This is a genomic window from Kitasatospora sp. NPDC051853 (assembly GCF_044452665.1).
Lineage (GTDB): Bacteria > Actinomycetota > Actinomycetes > Streptomycetales > Streptomycetaceae > Kitasatospora.
Map to the genome: position 1 here is coordinate 18,766 of NZ_JBITBY010000002.1, position 13,931 is coordinate 32,696.

The 13,931-nt window shown below is 74.8% G+C and carries 13 protein-coding genes; 6 read left to right on the forward strand and 7 right to left on the reverse strand.

Going from position 1 to position 13,931, the window contains the following annotated elements:
* The first annotated feature begins 27 nt into the window (after positions 1-27).
* From ACIA8O_RS04965 to ACIA8O_RS04975, 3 genes are read left to right on the forward strand one after another with little or no spacing between them, the layout of a single operon-like run.
* Positions 28-2,271 (forward strand): hypothetical protein, encoded by a 2,244-nt coding sequence (locus ACIA8O_RS04965; RefSeq protein ID WP_396292141.1) that lies wholly within the window; start codon positions 28-30, stop codon positions 2,269-2,271.
* A complete protein-coding gene (locus tag ACIA8O_RS04970; RefSeq protein ID WP_396292142.1) occupies positions 2,271-4,589 on the forward strand; it encodes a hypothetical protein in 2,319 nt (772 codons plus the stop codon). Before ACIA8O_RS04965 ends, ACIA8O_RS04970 begins: the two co-directional genes overlap by 1 nt.
* On the forward strand, positions 4,586-4,957 hold the full coding sequence (locus tag ACIA8O_RS04975; protein ID WP_396292143.1) for a DUF5955 family protein: 372 nt from the start codon (positions 4,586-4,588) through the stop codon (positions 4,955-4,957). The genes ACIA8O_RS04970 and ACIA8O_RS04975 overlap by 4 nt, the downstream gene beginning before the upstream one ends.
* A gap of 9 nt (positions 4,958-4,966) precedes the next feature.
* On the opposite strand, the gene ACIA8O_RS04980 is transcribed toward ACIA8O_RS04975, so the two are convergent.
* Entirely contained in the window at positions 4,967-5,671 is a 705-nt protein-coding gene (locus tag ACIA8O_RS04980) for a hypothetical protein (RefSeq protein ID WP_396292144.1), read from the reverse strand.
* A gap of 159 nt (positions 5,672-5,830) precedes the next feature.
* On the opposite strand from ACIA8O_RS04980, the gene ACIA8O_RS04985 reads away from it, so the two are divergent.
* Positions 5,831-6,151 carry a hypothetical protein gene (locus tag ACIA8O_RS04985; RefSeq protein WP_396292145.1) on the forward strand — a complete coding sequence of 107 codons (321 nt, stop codon included), beginning with the start codon at positions 5,831-5,833 and terminating at the stop codon, positions 6,149-6,151.
* A 15-nt stretch (positions 6,152-6,166) separates the two neighbouring features.
* Here ACIA8O_RS04985 and ACIA8O_RS04990 read toward each other — a convergent pair whose 3' ends face one another.
* Positions 6,167-6,766: an NADPH-dependent FMN reductase gene (locus ACIA8O_RS04990; RefSeq protein WP_396292146.1), complete on the reverse strand. Its 600-nt coding sequence runs from the start codon at positions 6,764-6,766 to the stop codon at positions 6,167-6,169.
* A 158-nt stretch (positions 6,767-6,924) separates the two neighbouring features.
* Between ACIA8O_RS04990 and ACIA8O_RS04995 the strand changes: the two genes are divergently transcribed.
* Entirely contained in the window at positions 6,925-7,776 is an 852-nt protein-coding gene (locus tag ACIA8O_RS04995; RefSeq protein WP_396292147.1) for a helix-turn-helix domain-containing protein, read from the forward strand.
* A 36-nt stretch (positions 7,777-7,812) separates the two neighbouring features.
* Here the strand turns inward: ACIA8O_RS04995 and ACIA8O_RS05000 are convergent, their stop codons facing one another.
* The 4 genes from ACIA8O_RS05000 to coaE all read right to left on the reverse strand — a co-directional run bounded on the left by ACIA8O_RS05000 (position 7,813) and on the right by coaE (position 11,254).
* Positions 7,813-8,382 carry a TetR/AcrR family transcriptional regulator gene (locus ACIA8O_RS05000; RefSeq protein ID WP_396292148.1) on the reverse strand — a complete coding sequence of 190 codons (570 nt, stop codon included), beginning with the start codon at positions 8,380-8,382 and terminating at the stop codon, positions 7,813-7,815.
* Positions 8,379-9,467, reverse strand: coding sequence for a saccharopine dehydrogenase (locus ACIA8O_RS05005; RefSeq protein ID WP_396292149.1), 1,089 nt, complete (start codon positions 9,465-9,467; stop codon positions 8,379-8,381). Before ACIA8O_RS05005 ends, ACIA8O_RS05000 begins: the two co-directional genes overlap by 4 nt.
* Positions 9,468-9,547: 80 nt before the next feature.
* Positions 9,548-10,540, reverse strand: a complete 993-nt coding sequence (locus ACIA8O_RS05010) for a septum formation family protein (protein WP_396292150.1) — start codon at positions 10,538-10,540, stop codon at positions 9,548-9,550.
* A 120-nt stretch (positions 10,541-10,660) separates the two neighbouring features.
* Positions 10,661-11,254: a dephospho-CoA kinase gene (coaE, locus tag ACIA8O_RS05015; RefSeq protein ID WP_396292151.1), complete on the reverse strand. Its 594-nt coding sequence runs from the start codon at positions 11,252-11,254 to the stop codon at positions 10,661-10,663.
* Between the two features lie 130 nt (positions 11,255-11,384).
* Between coaE and ACIA8O_RS05020 the strand changes: the two genes are divergently transcribed.
* Complete coding sequence (locus tag ACIA8O_RS05020; RefSeq protein ID WP_396292152.1) at positions 11,385-11,534, forward strand: hypothetical protein; 150 nt, start codon at positions 11,385-11,387, stop codon at positions 11,532-11,534.
* Between the two features lie 52 nt (positions 11,535-11,586).
* Here the strand turns inward: ACIA8O_RS05020 and ACIA8O_RS05025 are convergent, their stop codons facing one another.
* Positions 11,587-13,803: an MMPL family transporter gene (locus tag ACIA8O_RS05025; RefSeq protein ID WP_396292153.1), complete on the reverse strand. Its 2,217-nt coding sequence runs from the start codon at positions 13,801-13,803 to the stop codon at positions 11,587-11,589.
* Positions 13,804-13,931: the final 128 nt, after the last annotated feature.

The window sequence follows — 13,931 nt, forward strand, 5'->3', positions numbered from 1 at the left end:
ATGGAACCGGGCGGCGCCACAGGGAAGTTGATCCGGCCTCGGCTGCACCTGCTGGCCGCGGTGGTGGCCGTGCTGGGCTCGCCGTGGGGCCGCGAGTCCCTGTACGACTGGGACCCGCCGGGCCCGTTCACCGACTGGGTCAGGTGGCAGCTGTTCTTTCCCGGCTGGTGGATGGAGAACGCGGACAGCGACCTGCACGGGCTGCTCGACCACGCCCAGAGCAGGGTGGTCACCACCTCCGGCACCCTCGTCCTGCTGGCCGCCCTGGTACTGCTGCCCTCCCGGCTGGTGGCCTTCGACCGCGGCCGACCACGGCTGGTGGCCGGCGCCGTGGGCACCGGCGTGCTCGCCGCCCTGCTCTGCCTGCTGGCCGACCTGACCCTGCGGGCCGTGCTCCTGCGGAACGTCGAGTACGCGACGGCCGACCTCCGGCAGGCCCTCCCGCCCGCCGCCGGGTTCGGCGTGCTCCTGGGCCTGGCGCTCGCCGTCCTGCTGTTCAACCTCTCCGCCCCGGCCGCCCGGCGGCCCGCCCGTACGCCAGAACGGAGCGCCGCCTTGACCGAGCCGAAGACCACGACCGCCACCCCGCTCGGCAGCGTCCCGGGCGACGTGACCAGGTACCTGAGCGCCGCCGCCTACACCGACCCGGCCTTCGCCCGCCGGGTCACCGAGGACCTGGTCGCCGACGACTTCGGCTCGGTGGCCACCTCCCCCGGGCTCGACCTCGTCCCGGTGGCGCGGCACGCGCTGGCCGCGCAGACCCTGCGCGGGCGGCGGGACCGGGCCCTGGCCACCGTCCTGGTCGCCGTCCTGCTGGTCGCCCCCTACGGACTGCTGAGCACGCTGGTCGCCCTGGCGGTCCTGGGCCGCTCGGCCCGGCACCGCAGCACCGAGCGGCCGGACCGGGGCCGCAGCCAGGGGGCACCCGCCTCGACACCGTGGAAACTGGCCCTGGGCGTGCTGCTCGCCCTGTTCGCGACCGCCCTGCTGCAACTGCCGGTGGAATCGCTGCGGCCGCGGGGCCTCGGCGCCTGGTTCTTCGGCAGCTACCTCGGCGGAGCGCCCTCCGCCCTGGCCTCGCTGGCCGGCGTGGCCGCCGCCTACCTGCTGACGCTGCGTCACCGTCTGGACGTCGACGCCCGGCTGCGCGGCCTGCTGCGCCGCGAGGTGTTCCGGCCGGAGGCGCCCGTCGAGCCGCTCGGCCCGGACTGGGCGGAGGGCCGGCTGGCCGTCATCGCCGAGGCCCAGCGCGGCAACCTCACCGTCTACAGCGGCTACCGCCCGTTCGTCGGCTTCGCCGAGGCGTACAACAACTGGCAGCTCGCCGTACCGATCCTGGCCACCCACCAGACGGCCGCCCAACCAGCTGGTGAGGTCCGGGAGTTCGACGCCTGGGAGGTGATGACCGCGATCCACGACCGGCTCCGGGAGACCTCCGTCCGGCACTCCGCCGCCCCGCCGCAGCAGGAGGAGGCCAACCTGACCGGACTGCTGCTGGAGAGCCGGGTCTTCGCCAACGGCGCCGCCCTGGCCGGCGATCCGCGCCTGCTGCCGGAGGGCAGCCGCCGCGCCGCCCGTGCGCTCGACGAGGAGCAGGTCCGGCAGATCGCGCTCAACCCGGACGGCGTCGCCCGGCACTACCTGGCCGCCCACCTGCCGCTGTGGGGGGACGACGTGGTGGCCGGCATGTTCCTGCACCTGTCCACCAACGGGAAGACGCTGTACATCCAGGCCGAGGCCCACCTGCTGCAACCGGTGCACGCCCGCTACCACGCCGTCGACCTGCTGCCCGCCCGGCTCACCGACGCCCGCCGGGGCGTGCTCCGGCTGTCCGCCCTGGACGAGAGCGCCCGCGCCCTGCTGCGGGCCCCGTTCGGCGCGATCGACCAGGCCCGCTACGGGCGGCGCCGGGCCCGGCGCCGCAAGCACGAACTCACCGCCATCGGGCAGGATCCGGCCTTCGACTACGGCGCCCGGTTCAGCGTCCGCGAGCTGGCCGCCAGCGAGGTCTACCAGAACTACTTCCAGGAGGTGGACGCCGACCGCGCGCTGGCCACCCTCTACCGCCACACCCTGGCCGCCATCCGGGACTTCCTCGACGACCACGGCGTGGACACCACCCTGTTCAGCACCCAGCAGCAGACCATCCTCAACTACGGCGTGATCCAGCAGGGCGGCGTCAGCGTGGTCGGCAACCAGGCCGTCGGGCCGCAGGCCACCGCCCAACTGACCGCCCCCGCACCGGCCTTCACCAAGCAGGCGCCGAACTGATGGGCGCGGACCGCGCCACCCGCAGGTCGATCCGGCGCAGGGTCCACGTCCTCTGCCTGGCGCTCCTGCTCGTCGGCCTGCCCTGGACCCAGCGCGCACTGCTGGAGGTCGAGTCCGACCTCGGGGTGGTGCGCTGGCTGCTGGCCCAACTCCGGTACCCTGCCTGGCTGGCCGACCACGACCTGTCGGACCCGTACCTGCTCCTGGACCGGGCCGAGAACCAGGTGCTCAGCACGGTGACCACCGCCCTCCTGCTGCTGGCCCTGATCTGGTGGGTGCCCCGGCTGGTGCCGATCGGCCAGGGCCGGTGGAGGCTGCTGGCCGGCTGCACCGGCGTGGCCACGCTCGCCACCGTGCTGACCTCGCTGGCCCACTGGGCCGGCACCGCCCTGATCCTCAGCGGCCCGGAGCTGTCGGCCACCCGGCTGGAGCTGGTCTTCCAACCCACCCCGGGATTCGGCCTGGTGCTGGGGGCCGCCCTCGCCGCGTCCCTGTCCGGCTTCACCGGGTCCCCCCTGCCCGCCGCCTCCGCCGCCCGGCGCCGCCGCGTCCGGCGGGCCGCCCCGCCCTCCGAACGGAGCACCGCGATGTCCGTGCCGTACTCCACCGGCGTGCCGCTCGGCAGCGAGCCCGGCGACGCCACCCGGTACCTGAGCGCCGCCGCCTACCTCGACCCGTCCTTCGCCCGGCTGGTCACCGAGCGGCTGGTGGCGGACGAGCTCGGCGCGGTCGCCGCCTCCCCGGGGGTGGACCTGGTGCCGGTCGCCCGGCACGCGCTGGCCGCCCAGACCCTGCGCCAACGCCGGGACGTCGCGCTCCTGTTGACGGCGCTCGCGGTGCTGCTGGTCAGCCCGCTCTGGCTGCTGCTGACCGCCCTGGTACTGGCCCTGCTCGGCGGCTCCGCCCGCCGGGCCGGGCCCGAGCGGCCCGAGCGCGGGCGGCACGAGGGCGTCACGTCCCGCGGCCTGCTGGTCCTGCTGCTCACCGCACCGGTGGCGGCGGCCGTCCCGGCAGGCACCCTGATGCTGCTGGCCGTGCTCGAACCCACCGGTCCCTGGGCCTGGCTGACCGGCCACTACCTGGCCGGCGTCCCCGCCGTGCTGGCCATGCTCGGCGGGCTGGCCGCCGCGTACCTGCTGACCCTGCGTCACGTCCTGGACGTGGACGCCCGGCTGCGCGGCCAGCTGCACCGCGCGGCCTTCCGGCCGGACGCCCCGGTCGAGCCGCTGGGCCCCGACTGGACCGGCGAGCGGCTGCTAGCCGTCGCCCGGGCGCAGCGTGGCAACGTCACCGTGCACAGCAGCTACCTGCCGTTCCTCGGGTACGGAGGGGCGCTGGCCGAGCTTCCGTCGCTGGTCGTCCCACTGCTCCCGGAGCGCGGCCTGCCCGGACAACCGCCGCTCCCCATCGAGGAGTTCGACGCCTGGGAGCTGATCACCGCCGTGCGCGAGCGACTCCGGGAGACCGCCGACCGGCACGCCGTCGAGCCCCCGGCCACCAGCGAGGCCAGCCTGGCCGGCCTGCGGCTGGAGCACCGGGTGACCGTGCACGGCACGGTGGTCGCCGGTGACCCGCGGCTGTTCCCCTCCGACCTGCTGCACCCCGTCACCCGGCTCGACGAGGAGCAGATCCGGGAGATCGCACTCGATCCCGACGGCCGGGCCCGCCACCACCTGGTCGCCCACCTGCCGCTCTGGGGCGACGAGGTGGTGCCCAGCCTCTTCCTGCGGCTCTCCGTCACCGGGCGAGCCCTGCACATCGACCCGGCGCTCCACCTGCTACCGCCGGTCCGGGCCGCCTACCACGCGGTGGACCTGCTGCCGCGCGGCCTCACGGCCGCCCGCCTGTCCACGCTCCGGCTGCACGCGCTGGGCCTGGCCTCCCCGCTGCTGCGTCACGCCCCCTCGGCCTCCCTGGACCGGGCCCGGTACGACCACCGCCACCGGCAGCGGCTGCGCCGGGGGCTGCTCGCCCTGGAGCACGACCCGGCCTTCGACCACGGGGCGCACCTCAGCGTCCGGGAGGCCGCCTCCAGTGCCGTCTACCTGAACTACTACCAGCAGACCGACGGCCACCGGACCGCCTTCGCCCTCCACCAGCACGCGCTGACCGCCGTCCGGGACTTCCTGGAGGAGCACGGTGTCGACGTCCGCCCGCTGACGGCGCAGCAGCACAGCCTGGTGAACTTCGGCGTCATCCAGCAGGGTGGCACCAGCCACGTCGGCAACCAGGCCGTCGGCCCCGGCGCCCTCGCCCAGTCCTTCCCCTCCTCTCCGTCCCCATCCGCCTCCGATCAACAGCAGAGGAGCCAGAGTTGACCCACTCCGACCCCGGCGCCAACTACGGCGTCCAGCAGTCCGGCGGCCACAGCCAGGTCGGCAACCAGGCCGTCGGCCCGGGCGCCCGGGCCATCGCCCACCAGATCGCCTTCCAGTCCGCCGCCCCGTCCCACCGGATCGAGGAACTCCTCACCACCATCGAGCAGTTGCTCGCCGCGCACGCCACCGAGCTGCCCAACCCCGAGACCCCCCAGGTCGAACTCCGCCGCCTGCGCGAGGAGCTCGCCGAGGACGAGCCCCAGCCCGGCGTCCTGCGCCGCGCCCTCGACCGCCTCACCGCCGTCGCCGTCCCGATCGCCCCGCTCGCCACGGCGGTCGCCGAACTCACCACCGCCGTGCTGGGCTGACCGGGCCCGCTACTCCTCCTCGCGGGCGTGGCGGCCGCCGGTGCCCCGGGTGAAACGACCCGTCAGGCCGGCCGCCACGGCCGCGGTCAGCAGCACCGCGGCCGGGATCGCCAGGTGCACGGCGGGCCGGTACTCCACCAGCCCCTCCGGCAGTTCGACCACCCAGCCCAGCCGCTCCGCCAGGTGGAGCGGGTCGTAGGTGGCGCAGCCGTACGCGACCGCCGCGAAGCCGAGCGCGAAGAGCAGCAGCACCCAACTGCGCTCCCCCGCGCCGAGCAGCAGCAGCGCCCCGGCCGCGACCACCAGCGGGGTGGCCCCGTTGAAGACCAGCAGGTGCGCGGAGGCGGCCCAGGCCGAGGGGCCGCGGAGGCCGTTCCACCCGATCACGGTGAGCACCGCCGCGGCCCCGCCGAGCAGCACCATCCCGGCCACCGCCGGCACCACCCGCACCGGCCGCCCGGCCCGCCGGTAGCGGCGCAGCACCAGCCAGCAGGCCAGCAGCAGCGCGGCCGCCCAGTAGGCCGCCAGCCATCCCGGCCGGGCCAGCACACCCGTCCCCAGCACCCCTCCGGGTGCCCGGAAGACGACGGCCGCGCAGAACCCGTCCGGCACCACCTGCCGGCAGCCCTCCACCGGCACCCGGTACAGCGGCAGCGAACAGCCGATCAGCACCCCGAACAGCGCGAGCACGTACCAGTACCGACGCACGGCCATCCGCCCCGCCCTCCCCTCGAACGATTGCCCGGCAGTCTCCCCGCAACCCGCCCCGCACACAAGGACCCTGGCGTCGACCCTCGGCCGATCCACGAGATTGAACATGTTCAAACTCTCTGTCAGGATGGCTCTGCCAGAGCCGTCCCGTCGGAATCCGGAGTGTGCAGCGTGCTCATCGCCCTGGTCTTGTTCGTGGTGCTGGGATGCGCCGTGGTCGCGGTGCCGGCCTTCGGCCTCGCGATGGTGATCACCATCCCCGGCGAACTGCGCGTCCCGCCGCGTGCCCTGCTCCTCCTGCTGGCCACCGTGCTCCAGGGGGTCGCCTGGGCCGTCGCCCTCCGGGGGAACTTCCTGGCGCTGGCCGCCACCGTGCTGGCGGTCTGCACGACCCTGGTGGTGGGAGCCGCCCGGCTCTGGAAGCTGACCGACCCCGCCCCGCCGGTGCCGGCCTGGTACCCGGCCGCGCCGAACCGGTACTGACGGGCCGGCCGGGCCTCAGGCCGCGAACGGCCGGTCGCGGCGGGCGTCGTGGAGGACCGAGCCCCACCAGGCGAGCTGGTCCAGCATGGACTTGGCCGCCGCCTCCGGGCCCTCCGGGGCGTGCAGGGTGCCGTCCGCCGCGAAGAGTTCGTAGAAGCGCGGGAAGGAGACGTACTCCCGGACCGCGTGGGCGTTCAGCTCGCCGAAGACCTGCCGGAGCTGCTCGATCGCCAGCACGCCGCCGGTGGCACCGCTGTAGCCGACGAAGCCGATCGCCTTCGCGGCCCACTCGCGGTGGTACCAGTCGATGGCCGCCTTCAGCGAGGCCGGGAAGCTGCGGTTGTAGTCGGGGGTCAGCACGACCACCGCGTCCGCCGCCGCCAGCTTCGCCGTCAGGCCCGCCATCCGGTCGGGGCGCGGGAGTTCGGGGTGCATCGCGGGCGGCGTGGCCGGCAGCGCCATCGGGACCTCGTACTCCGCGAGGTCCACCAGCTCCACCGAGAAGGCCCCGTGCTCCACCGCGCGGCCGGTGAACCAGTCGGCGACCACCGGGCCGAAGCGGCCCTCCCGTACGCTGCCGACGAGGACGACCAGATTGAGCTTGTCACCGGACATGGCTGTACTCCTGACGAAGAGTCGGATCTTCCGAACCTGGCCCCCGGCGGGGGCCGCACCACCAATCTGCCCTCCCACCTGCGCCGCAGGGAGACCGTGCCGAGGGTGGTAGTACCAGGGCCACGATCCGCCGCACCCGGGCTGTTAGCGTCTGGGGCATGAGCAGCGACAACGAGTTGGGACTCTTCCTGCGCCTGCGCCGCGAGGCGGTGACGCCCGCCGAGGCCGGACTGCCGACCGGTGCCCGCCGCCGGACGCCGGGGCTGCGGCGGGCCGAACTCGCCACCCTCGCCGGGGTGAGCGTCGAGTACCTGACCCGGCTGGAGCAGGGCCGGGACCGGCGCCCCTCCACCGAGGTGCTCGGCGCGCTGGGCGACGCGCTGCGGATGACCACGTCGGAGCGCGTGCACCTGCACCGCCTGGCCAAGGGCGCGAACGGCTCCTTCAGCTGCGTCGGCCGCGCACAGCCGGGCCGCGCCGTCCGGCCGACCGTCCAGGCCCTGCTCGACCGCCTCGAACCGGGGCCCGCCGTGCTGCTCAACCGGCTCGGCGAGGTGCTCGCGGCCACCACCGGCTACCGCCGGCTCATGGCGCCGCTCGGCCTGTTCGACGAGCCGGACGCCAGCCTCCCGCGCTACGTCTTCACCCACCCGAAGGCCCGTACCGCCTTCCCCGATTGGGGCCTGGTCGCCGACGACCAGGTGGCCGCGCTCAAGCAGGGTCCGGGCCGCTCGGACCAGCATGTCGCGGCGCTGATGGACGAGTTGACCGTGGCGGCCGGCGCCGAGTTCAGCGGACGGCTGCACCGCCTGGCCGGGCTCCCCCGGGCCAGCGGGGTGACCAGGCTGGAGCACCCGGAGGCCGGCGGGCTGCGACTGGCCCACGAGACGCTCGACCTCCCGGCCGACGACGAGCAGCGCCTGGTGGTCCAGCTGCCCGCCGACCAGGCCACCGCCGCCGCCCTCGACCGGCTGACCGGCCGCCGCCCCGGCGCGCTGCGCGCCGTCTGAGCCCCACCCCGTCCTGGCCCATGGGCCGCCCGGGCCTCAGCCCTCCAGCAACGCCCGGGCCGTCCGCACCAGCTGACGGTCCGTCTCCGCCGAAGCCCGCCCGGCCACCCCCGACCGGAACAGCGAGGCACCTTCGACCAGGGCGACGAAGGTCTCGGCCCGGGCCAGGCACTCCGCCACCGGCAGCTCCGGCCGACGGCTGCCGATCTGCCCGGCCACCAGCCGCACGTAGTCCGCGTAGAACGCCCGGACGGCCGCCGCCACCGCCTCGTCCCCCGCCGCCAGGGCCCACAACTCCACGAACAGCCGCACCAGTTCGGCGTCCTGGTGCTGCGCCAGCAGCACCTCCACCAAGCGCTCCGGATCGGCCCCGGGCGCGGCGGCCTCCGCGCCCAGCTGCTCCAGCGAACGGTGCAGCACCCGGGCCAGCAGCTCGGCCACCAGCCGGTCCCGGCTCGGGAAGTAGTACTGCAGGTGCCCGAGCCGCACCCCGGCCGCCTCCGCCACCGCCCGCAGCGACAGGGCCCCGTGACCACCCGTCAGCAAGGTCCGCTCCGCCGCGTCCAGGATCGCCGTCCGCCGCGCGCTCCCCTTCGCCGTGGTCACGCCGCCACCTCCCCGGCCCCCGACGCCTCCTCGACCACCACACCCAGCTCCGCGAGCGCCCCCACCACCCCGCCCGGCACGGGGTGCTGCTCCGGGAACACCGTCCCCACCGGGGCCGGCGCCCCGTCCTCGCCCAGCACCCGCCGCAGCCCCAACAGCGCGCCCACCGCCGTGAGATGGGCCTGCCCGGCCGGATCGGTGACGCTCCAGACCACCCGCCCGCCGGGCCCCTCGGCCGCCAGCCGCAGCCGGGCCGTACCGCCCTCGCCCGGCGCGTACAGCAGCCGCCGCCTGGCCGGCTGCCAGCGCTCGCCCGAGGCCCAGCGGAAGAAGCCGAGCCGGCCGAGCCCGATCAGCGCCGTGGTGGCGCCCACGCTGCTGAAGCCGATCCGGGTGCTCACGCTCGACGCCCCCAGCGTGACCGGGAGGGTGAACTGCTCGGGGGTGTCGATCCGCGCCACCTTGGTGCGCTCGCCGCCCACCTCCACCGTCCGCACGCCGGTCAGCGGGACCACCGACCTGGTCCGCCCGCCCTCGGTCGCCTCGTAGGCGAGGCCGAGCCGGTCCATGAACTCCACCGAATCGGCCCCGGCCCGGTCGGCCAGGTCGTAGCGGATCGCGGTGTCCAGCGACTCCAGCCCGCCCAGCCGCTCGGCGAGCGCGGCCGCCAGCAGCGGGACCACCCCGCCCATCCAGCCGGACGAGAACAGCACCGGCGCCCCCGCTGCACCGCCCGACGAGACCCGGGCGAGGGACCGTTGGAGCCGCGCGGTCCAGCGCGTCACGTCCACGTACGGCACTCCGCCCCGCAGCGCGGCCGCCAGCGCCCGGTCGGCCGGGTCGTTCACCAGCGCCACCACGGCCCGCACCCCGGCGGTGAACGGCTCCGGGTCGGCCAGGTCCCACCGCCGGGCCACGGCCCCGGTCTCCCGGCAGAGCGCCGCGGCCCGCTCCGGGCTGCGGCCGGCCAGCAGCAGCGGCCAGAACGGGGCGGCGGCGCGGGCGAGTTCGGCCCCGACGGTGCCGTAGCCGCCGAGCAGCAGCACCGGTCCGGCGGGGTCGTGGGAGAGCTGATCGAGTGTCATGGAGCTCAATATAGGTCACTCGACCTAAAAAGCGGAGCGGAAAACGCCCCCGCCGGAGATCCGGCGGGGGCGCCCCGCGATCAGGCCTGCAGACCGCCCACCGGCGGCGTCCCCGCCGAGGGCGACCCCGTCGAGCCGGTGGCCAGCCCGAGCGCCTTGCGCACCTGCGCCGCGGGGCCCGTGCTGTCGGAGGAGATCTCGTCCGCCGAGTCCGCCAGGTCCTCCAACTCCTCGGCGTCGCCCACGTGCACGGCCGCCCGCCAGGCCGCGGTCTCCCGGTCCTTGGCGTCCAGCATCCTGCGCATCGGCTCCCTCACCGGCTCCGGCCAGGCCACCGCCCGCAGGGCCTGCGCCTCCCGGTCCGAGGCCTCGGCCATCTGCCGCACCCACTCCTGGAGGTCGGCGCGCTCGACGTCGCCGGAGCCGTAGGACGGGTCCTCGGCGTAGGCCCGGTTGTACGGGTTGACCGCGCGCAGGTACGCGAGCTGGGCCTCGTTCAGCGAGCCGGGCGCGATCCGCACCGAACCGGTGGAGCCGGTCCTGCCGCCGTCGAAGACGCAGATCACCTCCCGCTTCCCGAGCGCCCACTGACGGCTCGACGGGTAGATGTGGGATTCGCCCACGTGCCGGGGCAGCGCCCAGCCGTCCGGGGCGTAGGCGTCCCACTTCGGCGAACAGGCCAGCATGCCCGCGTGCGAGATCTGCCGGTCGGTCGGCTCGGCGCCCAGCGAGTCCTCCAGCCGGACGGTGCCGGCCACCTCGCCCTCGTGCTGCTGCTCGCAGGGGACGGTCCGGAGCCGGGAGACCAGCACCGAGTCGTCCTGGCCGCTCCGCACCCCCTCGACGTAGCACTGCCCGGTCTCCGGGCCGGCCCCGGAGGCGGTCACCTCACGGACCAGGTCGTCCACCTTGACGTAGAACAGCACCCCGGCCACCCCGAGCGAGACCACGACCGCCGCCGCCGTCCCGAGCAGGAACCACGTCCGGTTCCTCCGGGCGGGCACCGCGGCGGGCGGAACGGCCCACGGGTCGGCGGCGGACGGACCGCCGGGGAACGGCTGGTTCTCGGTCATGGCGGTACGACTCCCCCTGGGCGCCCGCGCGTCTTCGCGGGCAGGTGTTCGACAAGATCTCCGAGACCCTAGCCGAACTCCCCGGACGCCCGCTCGGAATACCCTCCCGCCGGGACGCCCTCAGAGCCGCTCGCGCAACTGCTCCCACACCTTCCGCACCTGCGGCGCCAGCTCGGCCAGCGGCCCGCTGTTGTCGATCACCAGATCGGCCACCGCCAGCCGCGCGTCCCTGGTCGCCTGGGCCGCCATCCGGGCCCGGGCCTCCTCCGGCGCCATCCCGCGCAGCCGCACCAGCCGGTCCAGCCGCACCTCGTCCTCGGCGTCCACCACGATCACCAGGTCGTACAGCGGCGCCAGCCCGTTCTCCGCCAGCAGCGGGACGTCGTGCACCACGACGTCGGCCTCCCCGGCCGCCGCCTCCAGCTGCGCGGAGCGGGCCCGCACCAGCGGGTGCACGATCGCGTTCAGCGCGGCCAGCCGCTCCGGGTCGCCGAACACCAGCGCGCCGAGCGCCGGCCGGTCCAGCGTGCCGTCCGGCCGCAGCACCCCCTCGCCGAACTCGGCGACCACCGCGCGCAGCCCGTCCGTCCCGGGCTCCACCACCTCACGGGCGATCAGGTCGGAGTCCACGATCACCGCACCCAGTGCGGCGAACTGCCGGGACACCTCGCTCTTGCCCGCCCCGATCCCACCCGTCAGTCCGATCCTCAGCATGCGGGCCAGGCTACCGCCTCCCGGCGTACGCTCCGCCGCCCGGGTGAGCCGCCATGCCCTCGCTGTCGCACCGGCGTTGTGCAGGGCGCTCCGTACGAACACGCCCCACCCCACCGAGCGAGGAACCCTCATGAAGCTCACCCGCACCCGGCTCGCGCTCCTGCTCGCCACCACCGTCGGCGGCCTGCTGCTCACCGCTGGCCCGGCCGCCGCCTGCGACGCACTGGGCGGACTGGCCGCCCTCAGCGGCGACTTCGGCAACTCCTGCACCCTGCGCTGACCCGCCGTCAGCCGGCCGGTGCCCAGCCGTCCGTTGCCCAGCCAGGCGGTGCTCAGCCGACCGGGACGGCGACCTTCCCGTCCTCCACCGGCGGCGCCTGGGCGGGCAGCACCGGCTGCGGCAGCGACGGCAGCTCCACGTGCTCGGTCAGCCCGAACCGCCGGTGCAGCCGACGCAGCGGCGCCGGTGCCCACCAGTTGAACTCGCCGAACAGCGTCATCGCGGCCGGCACCAGCAGGCAGCGCACCAGGGTGGCGTCCACCGCCACGGCCACCGCGAGCGCGATCCCCATCTCCTTGACCATCAGCATCTGCCCGGCCGCGAAGCCCGCGAAGACGATCACCATCAGCAGTGCGGCCGAGGTGATGATCTTCCCGCTGCGCTGGAGTCCGAGCTCCACCGCGCGCGAGCAGCTGTAGCCCTGGTCCCGGAGCTCCTTGATCCGGGCCAGCAGGAAGACCTCGTAGTCCATCGAGAGCCCGAAGGCGAAGGCGAAGACCAGCACGGGTATGAAGGTCTCCAGCCCGCCGGTCGGCGTGAAGCCGAGCAGACCGCTGAAGTAGCCGTGCTGGAAGACCAGGGTCAGCGCGCCGAGCGAGGCCCCGAGCGAGAGGACGTTCATCAGCAGGGCCTTGACCGGCATCACCACCGAGCCGGTCATCAGGAAGAGCAGCACCAGCGTGCCGACCGCGACCAGGCCCAGCGCCCACGGGCCGCGGCTGACGATCTCGTGCTGGAAGTCCACCACCGAGGCGGCGTCACCGGTCACGTGGGTGGTCATCCCGTCGCGCTGCTCGCGCAGCTCGTTCACCACCCGCTTGGCCTCGGCGCCCTGCGGATCGCCGTGGACCAGCACCTCCACGGTGCTCACCCCCGGCGAGACCGCGGTCACGGCCCGGACCCCGGCGACGTCGGGGAGCTTGGCGACCACCTGGTCCGCGTAGTGCTGGGCGGCGGCCCGGTCGGCCTCGACCACCACCGTCACCGGGGCGGGGGCCAGCGTCGGGAAGCGCTGCTCGACGGTCTCGGCCACCTGGCGGCCGGCCGAGGAGGCGGGCAGCACGGCGGCGCCGGAGCTGCGCCAGTCGGAACCGAGGAAGGGGGCGCCGGCCGCCATCAGCAGGGCCACGCAGATCAGCACCACCGGAACGGCCCGGCGCTGCACCCGCCGTACCGTCCGGGTGAAGAAGCCCTCGTCCGGCACCGGCTCGGTGGGGGTCTTGACCTTGTGCCCGACGAAGCCGAGCAGCGCGGGTATCAGGGTCAGCGCCGCCGCGACGGCGATCACCACCACGCTCACCCCGGCCACCGCGACGGCCCGGAAGACCGGGCTGGTGAAGACGAAGAGGCCGGAGAGCGCGACGGCCACGGTCAGGCCGGAGAACATGACGGTCCGTCCGGCGGTGGCCGCCGTCCGCTCCACCGCGGCGGCGATCACGGCCCCGTGGCCGCGCTCCTCGCGGAACCGGTTGACCATCAGGAGGGCGTAGTCGATGGAGAGCCCAAGGCCCAGCACGGTGGCGATCGGCAGCACGCTGGTGTCGATGTCCATCAGCCGGCTGAAGCCGAACATGGCCAGCAGCGCCCCGCCCACCGAGGCGACCGCCCCGATCACCGGCAGGCTGGCGGCCGCGAAGCCGCCGAAGACCAGCACCATCACCAGCAGCGTCAACGGCAGCGTGACGATCTCACCGAAACGGGTGTCCGCCTCGGTCTGCGCGACCACCTCCTGCTGGGTCACCAGGTCCCCGCCGACGGTCACCTTCGCGCCCGGCGCGTGGATCCCCTTCAGCCCGTCCGTCACGGCCTCGAGCTGCGCGTCGGTCGAACCGTCGGCCATCCGCACGGAGACCAGCGAGGCCTTCCCGTCCGCGGCGCTCAGCGCCCCGTCGCTGCCGTACGTGTCGGCCACCGAGAGCACCCCGGGCAGCTTCCCGATCACCGAGGTCACGTCCGTGACGGCCGACTTCACCGCCGGATCGGTCACCTGTACACCGTCCACCACCGCGGTGACGGTCCCCCGCGAGGGGTCGGCCTGGGCCAGCACGGCCGCGCCGGACGAGGACTCGGAGCCCTTGGCGTCGGTGGCCGAGACGGTGCCCTCGAACACCTTCCCGCCGATCAGCACGCCGAGGAGGAGGACCACCGCCCAGAGGCCGAGCACCCAGCGGCGGTGCCGGAAGCAGAACCGACCGAGGGCCGCGAGCCGTCCGCCGACCTTCTGGTCGTCGGACTGGGAGGGGGGTGCCGCAGTGAGGGTTGTGCGCATGGTGCGTAGGCCTTTCGGGCGGTTCCCCACCAAGCTAGGTGTAAACCACCCAATTCCCTAGAGCACCGCCCCGAGTTCCATCTCACACGAACGGACCCCCCGTCCCGGGAACCGGGACGGGGGGTCCG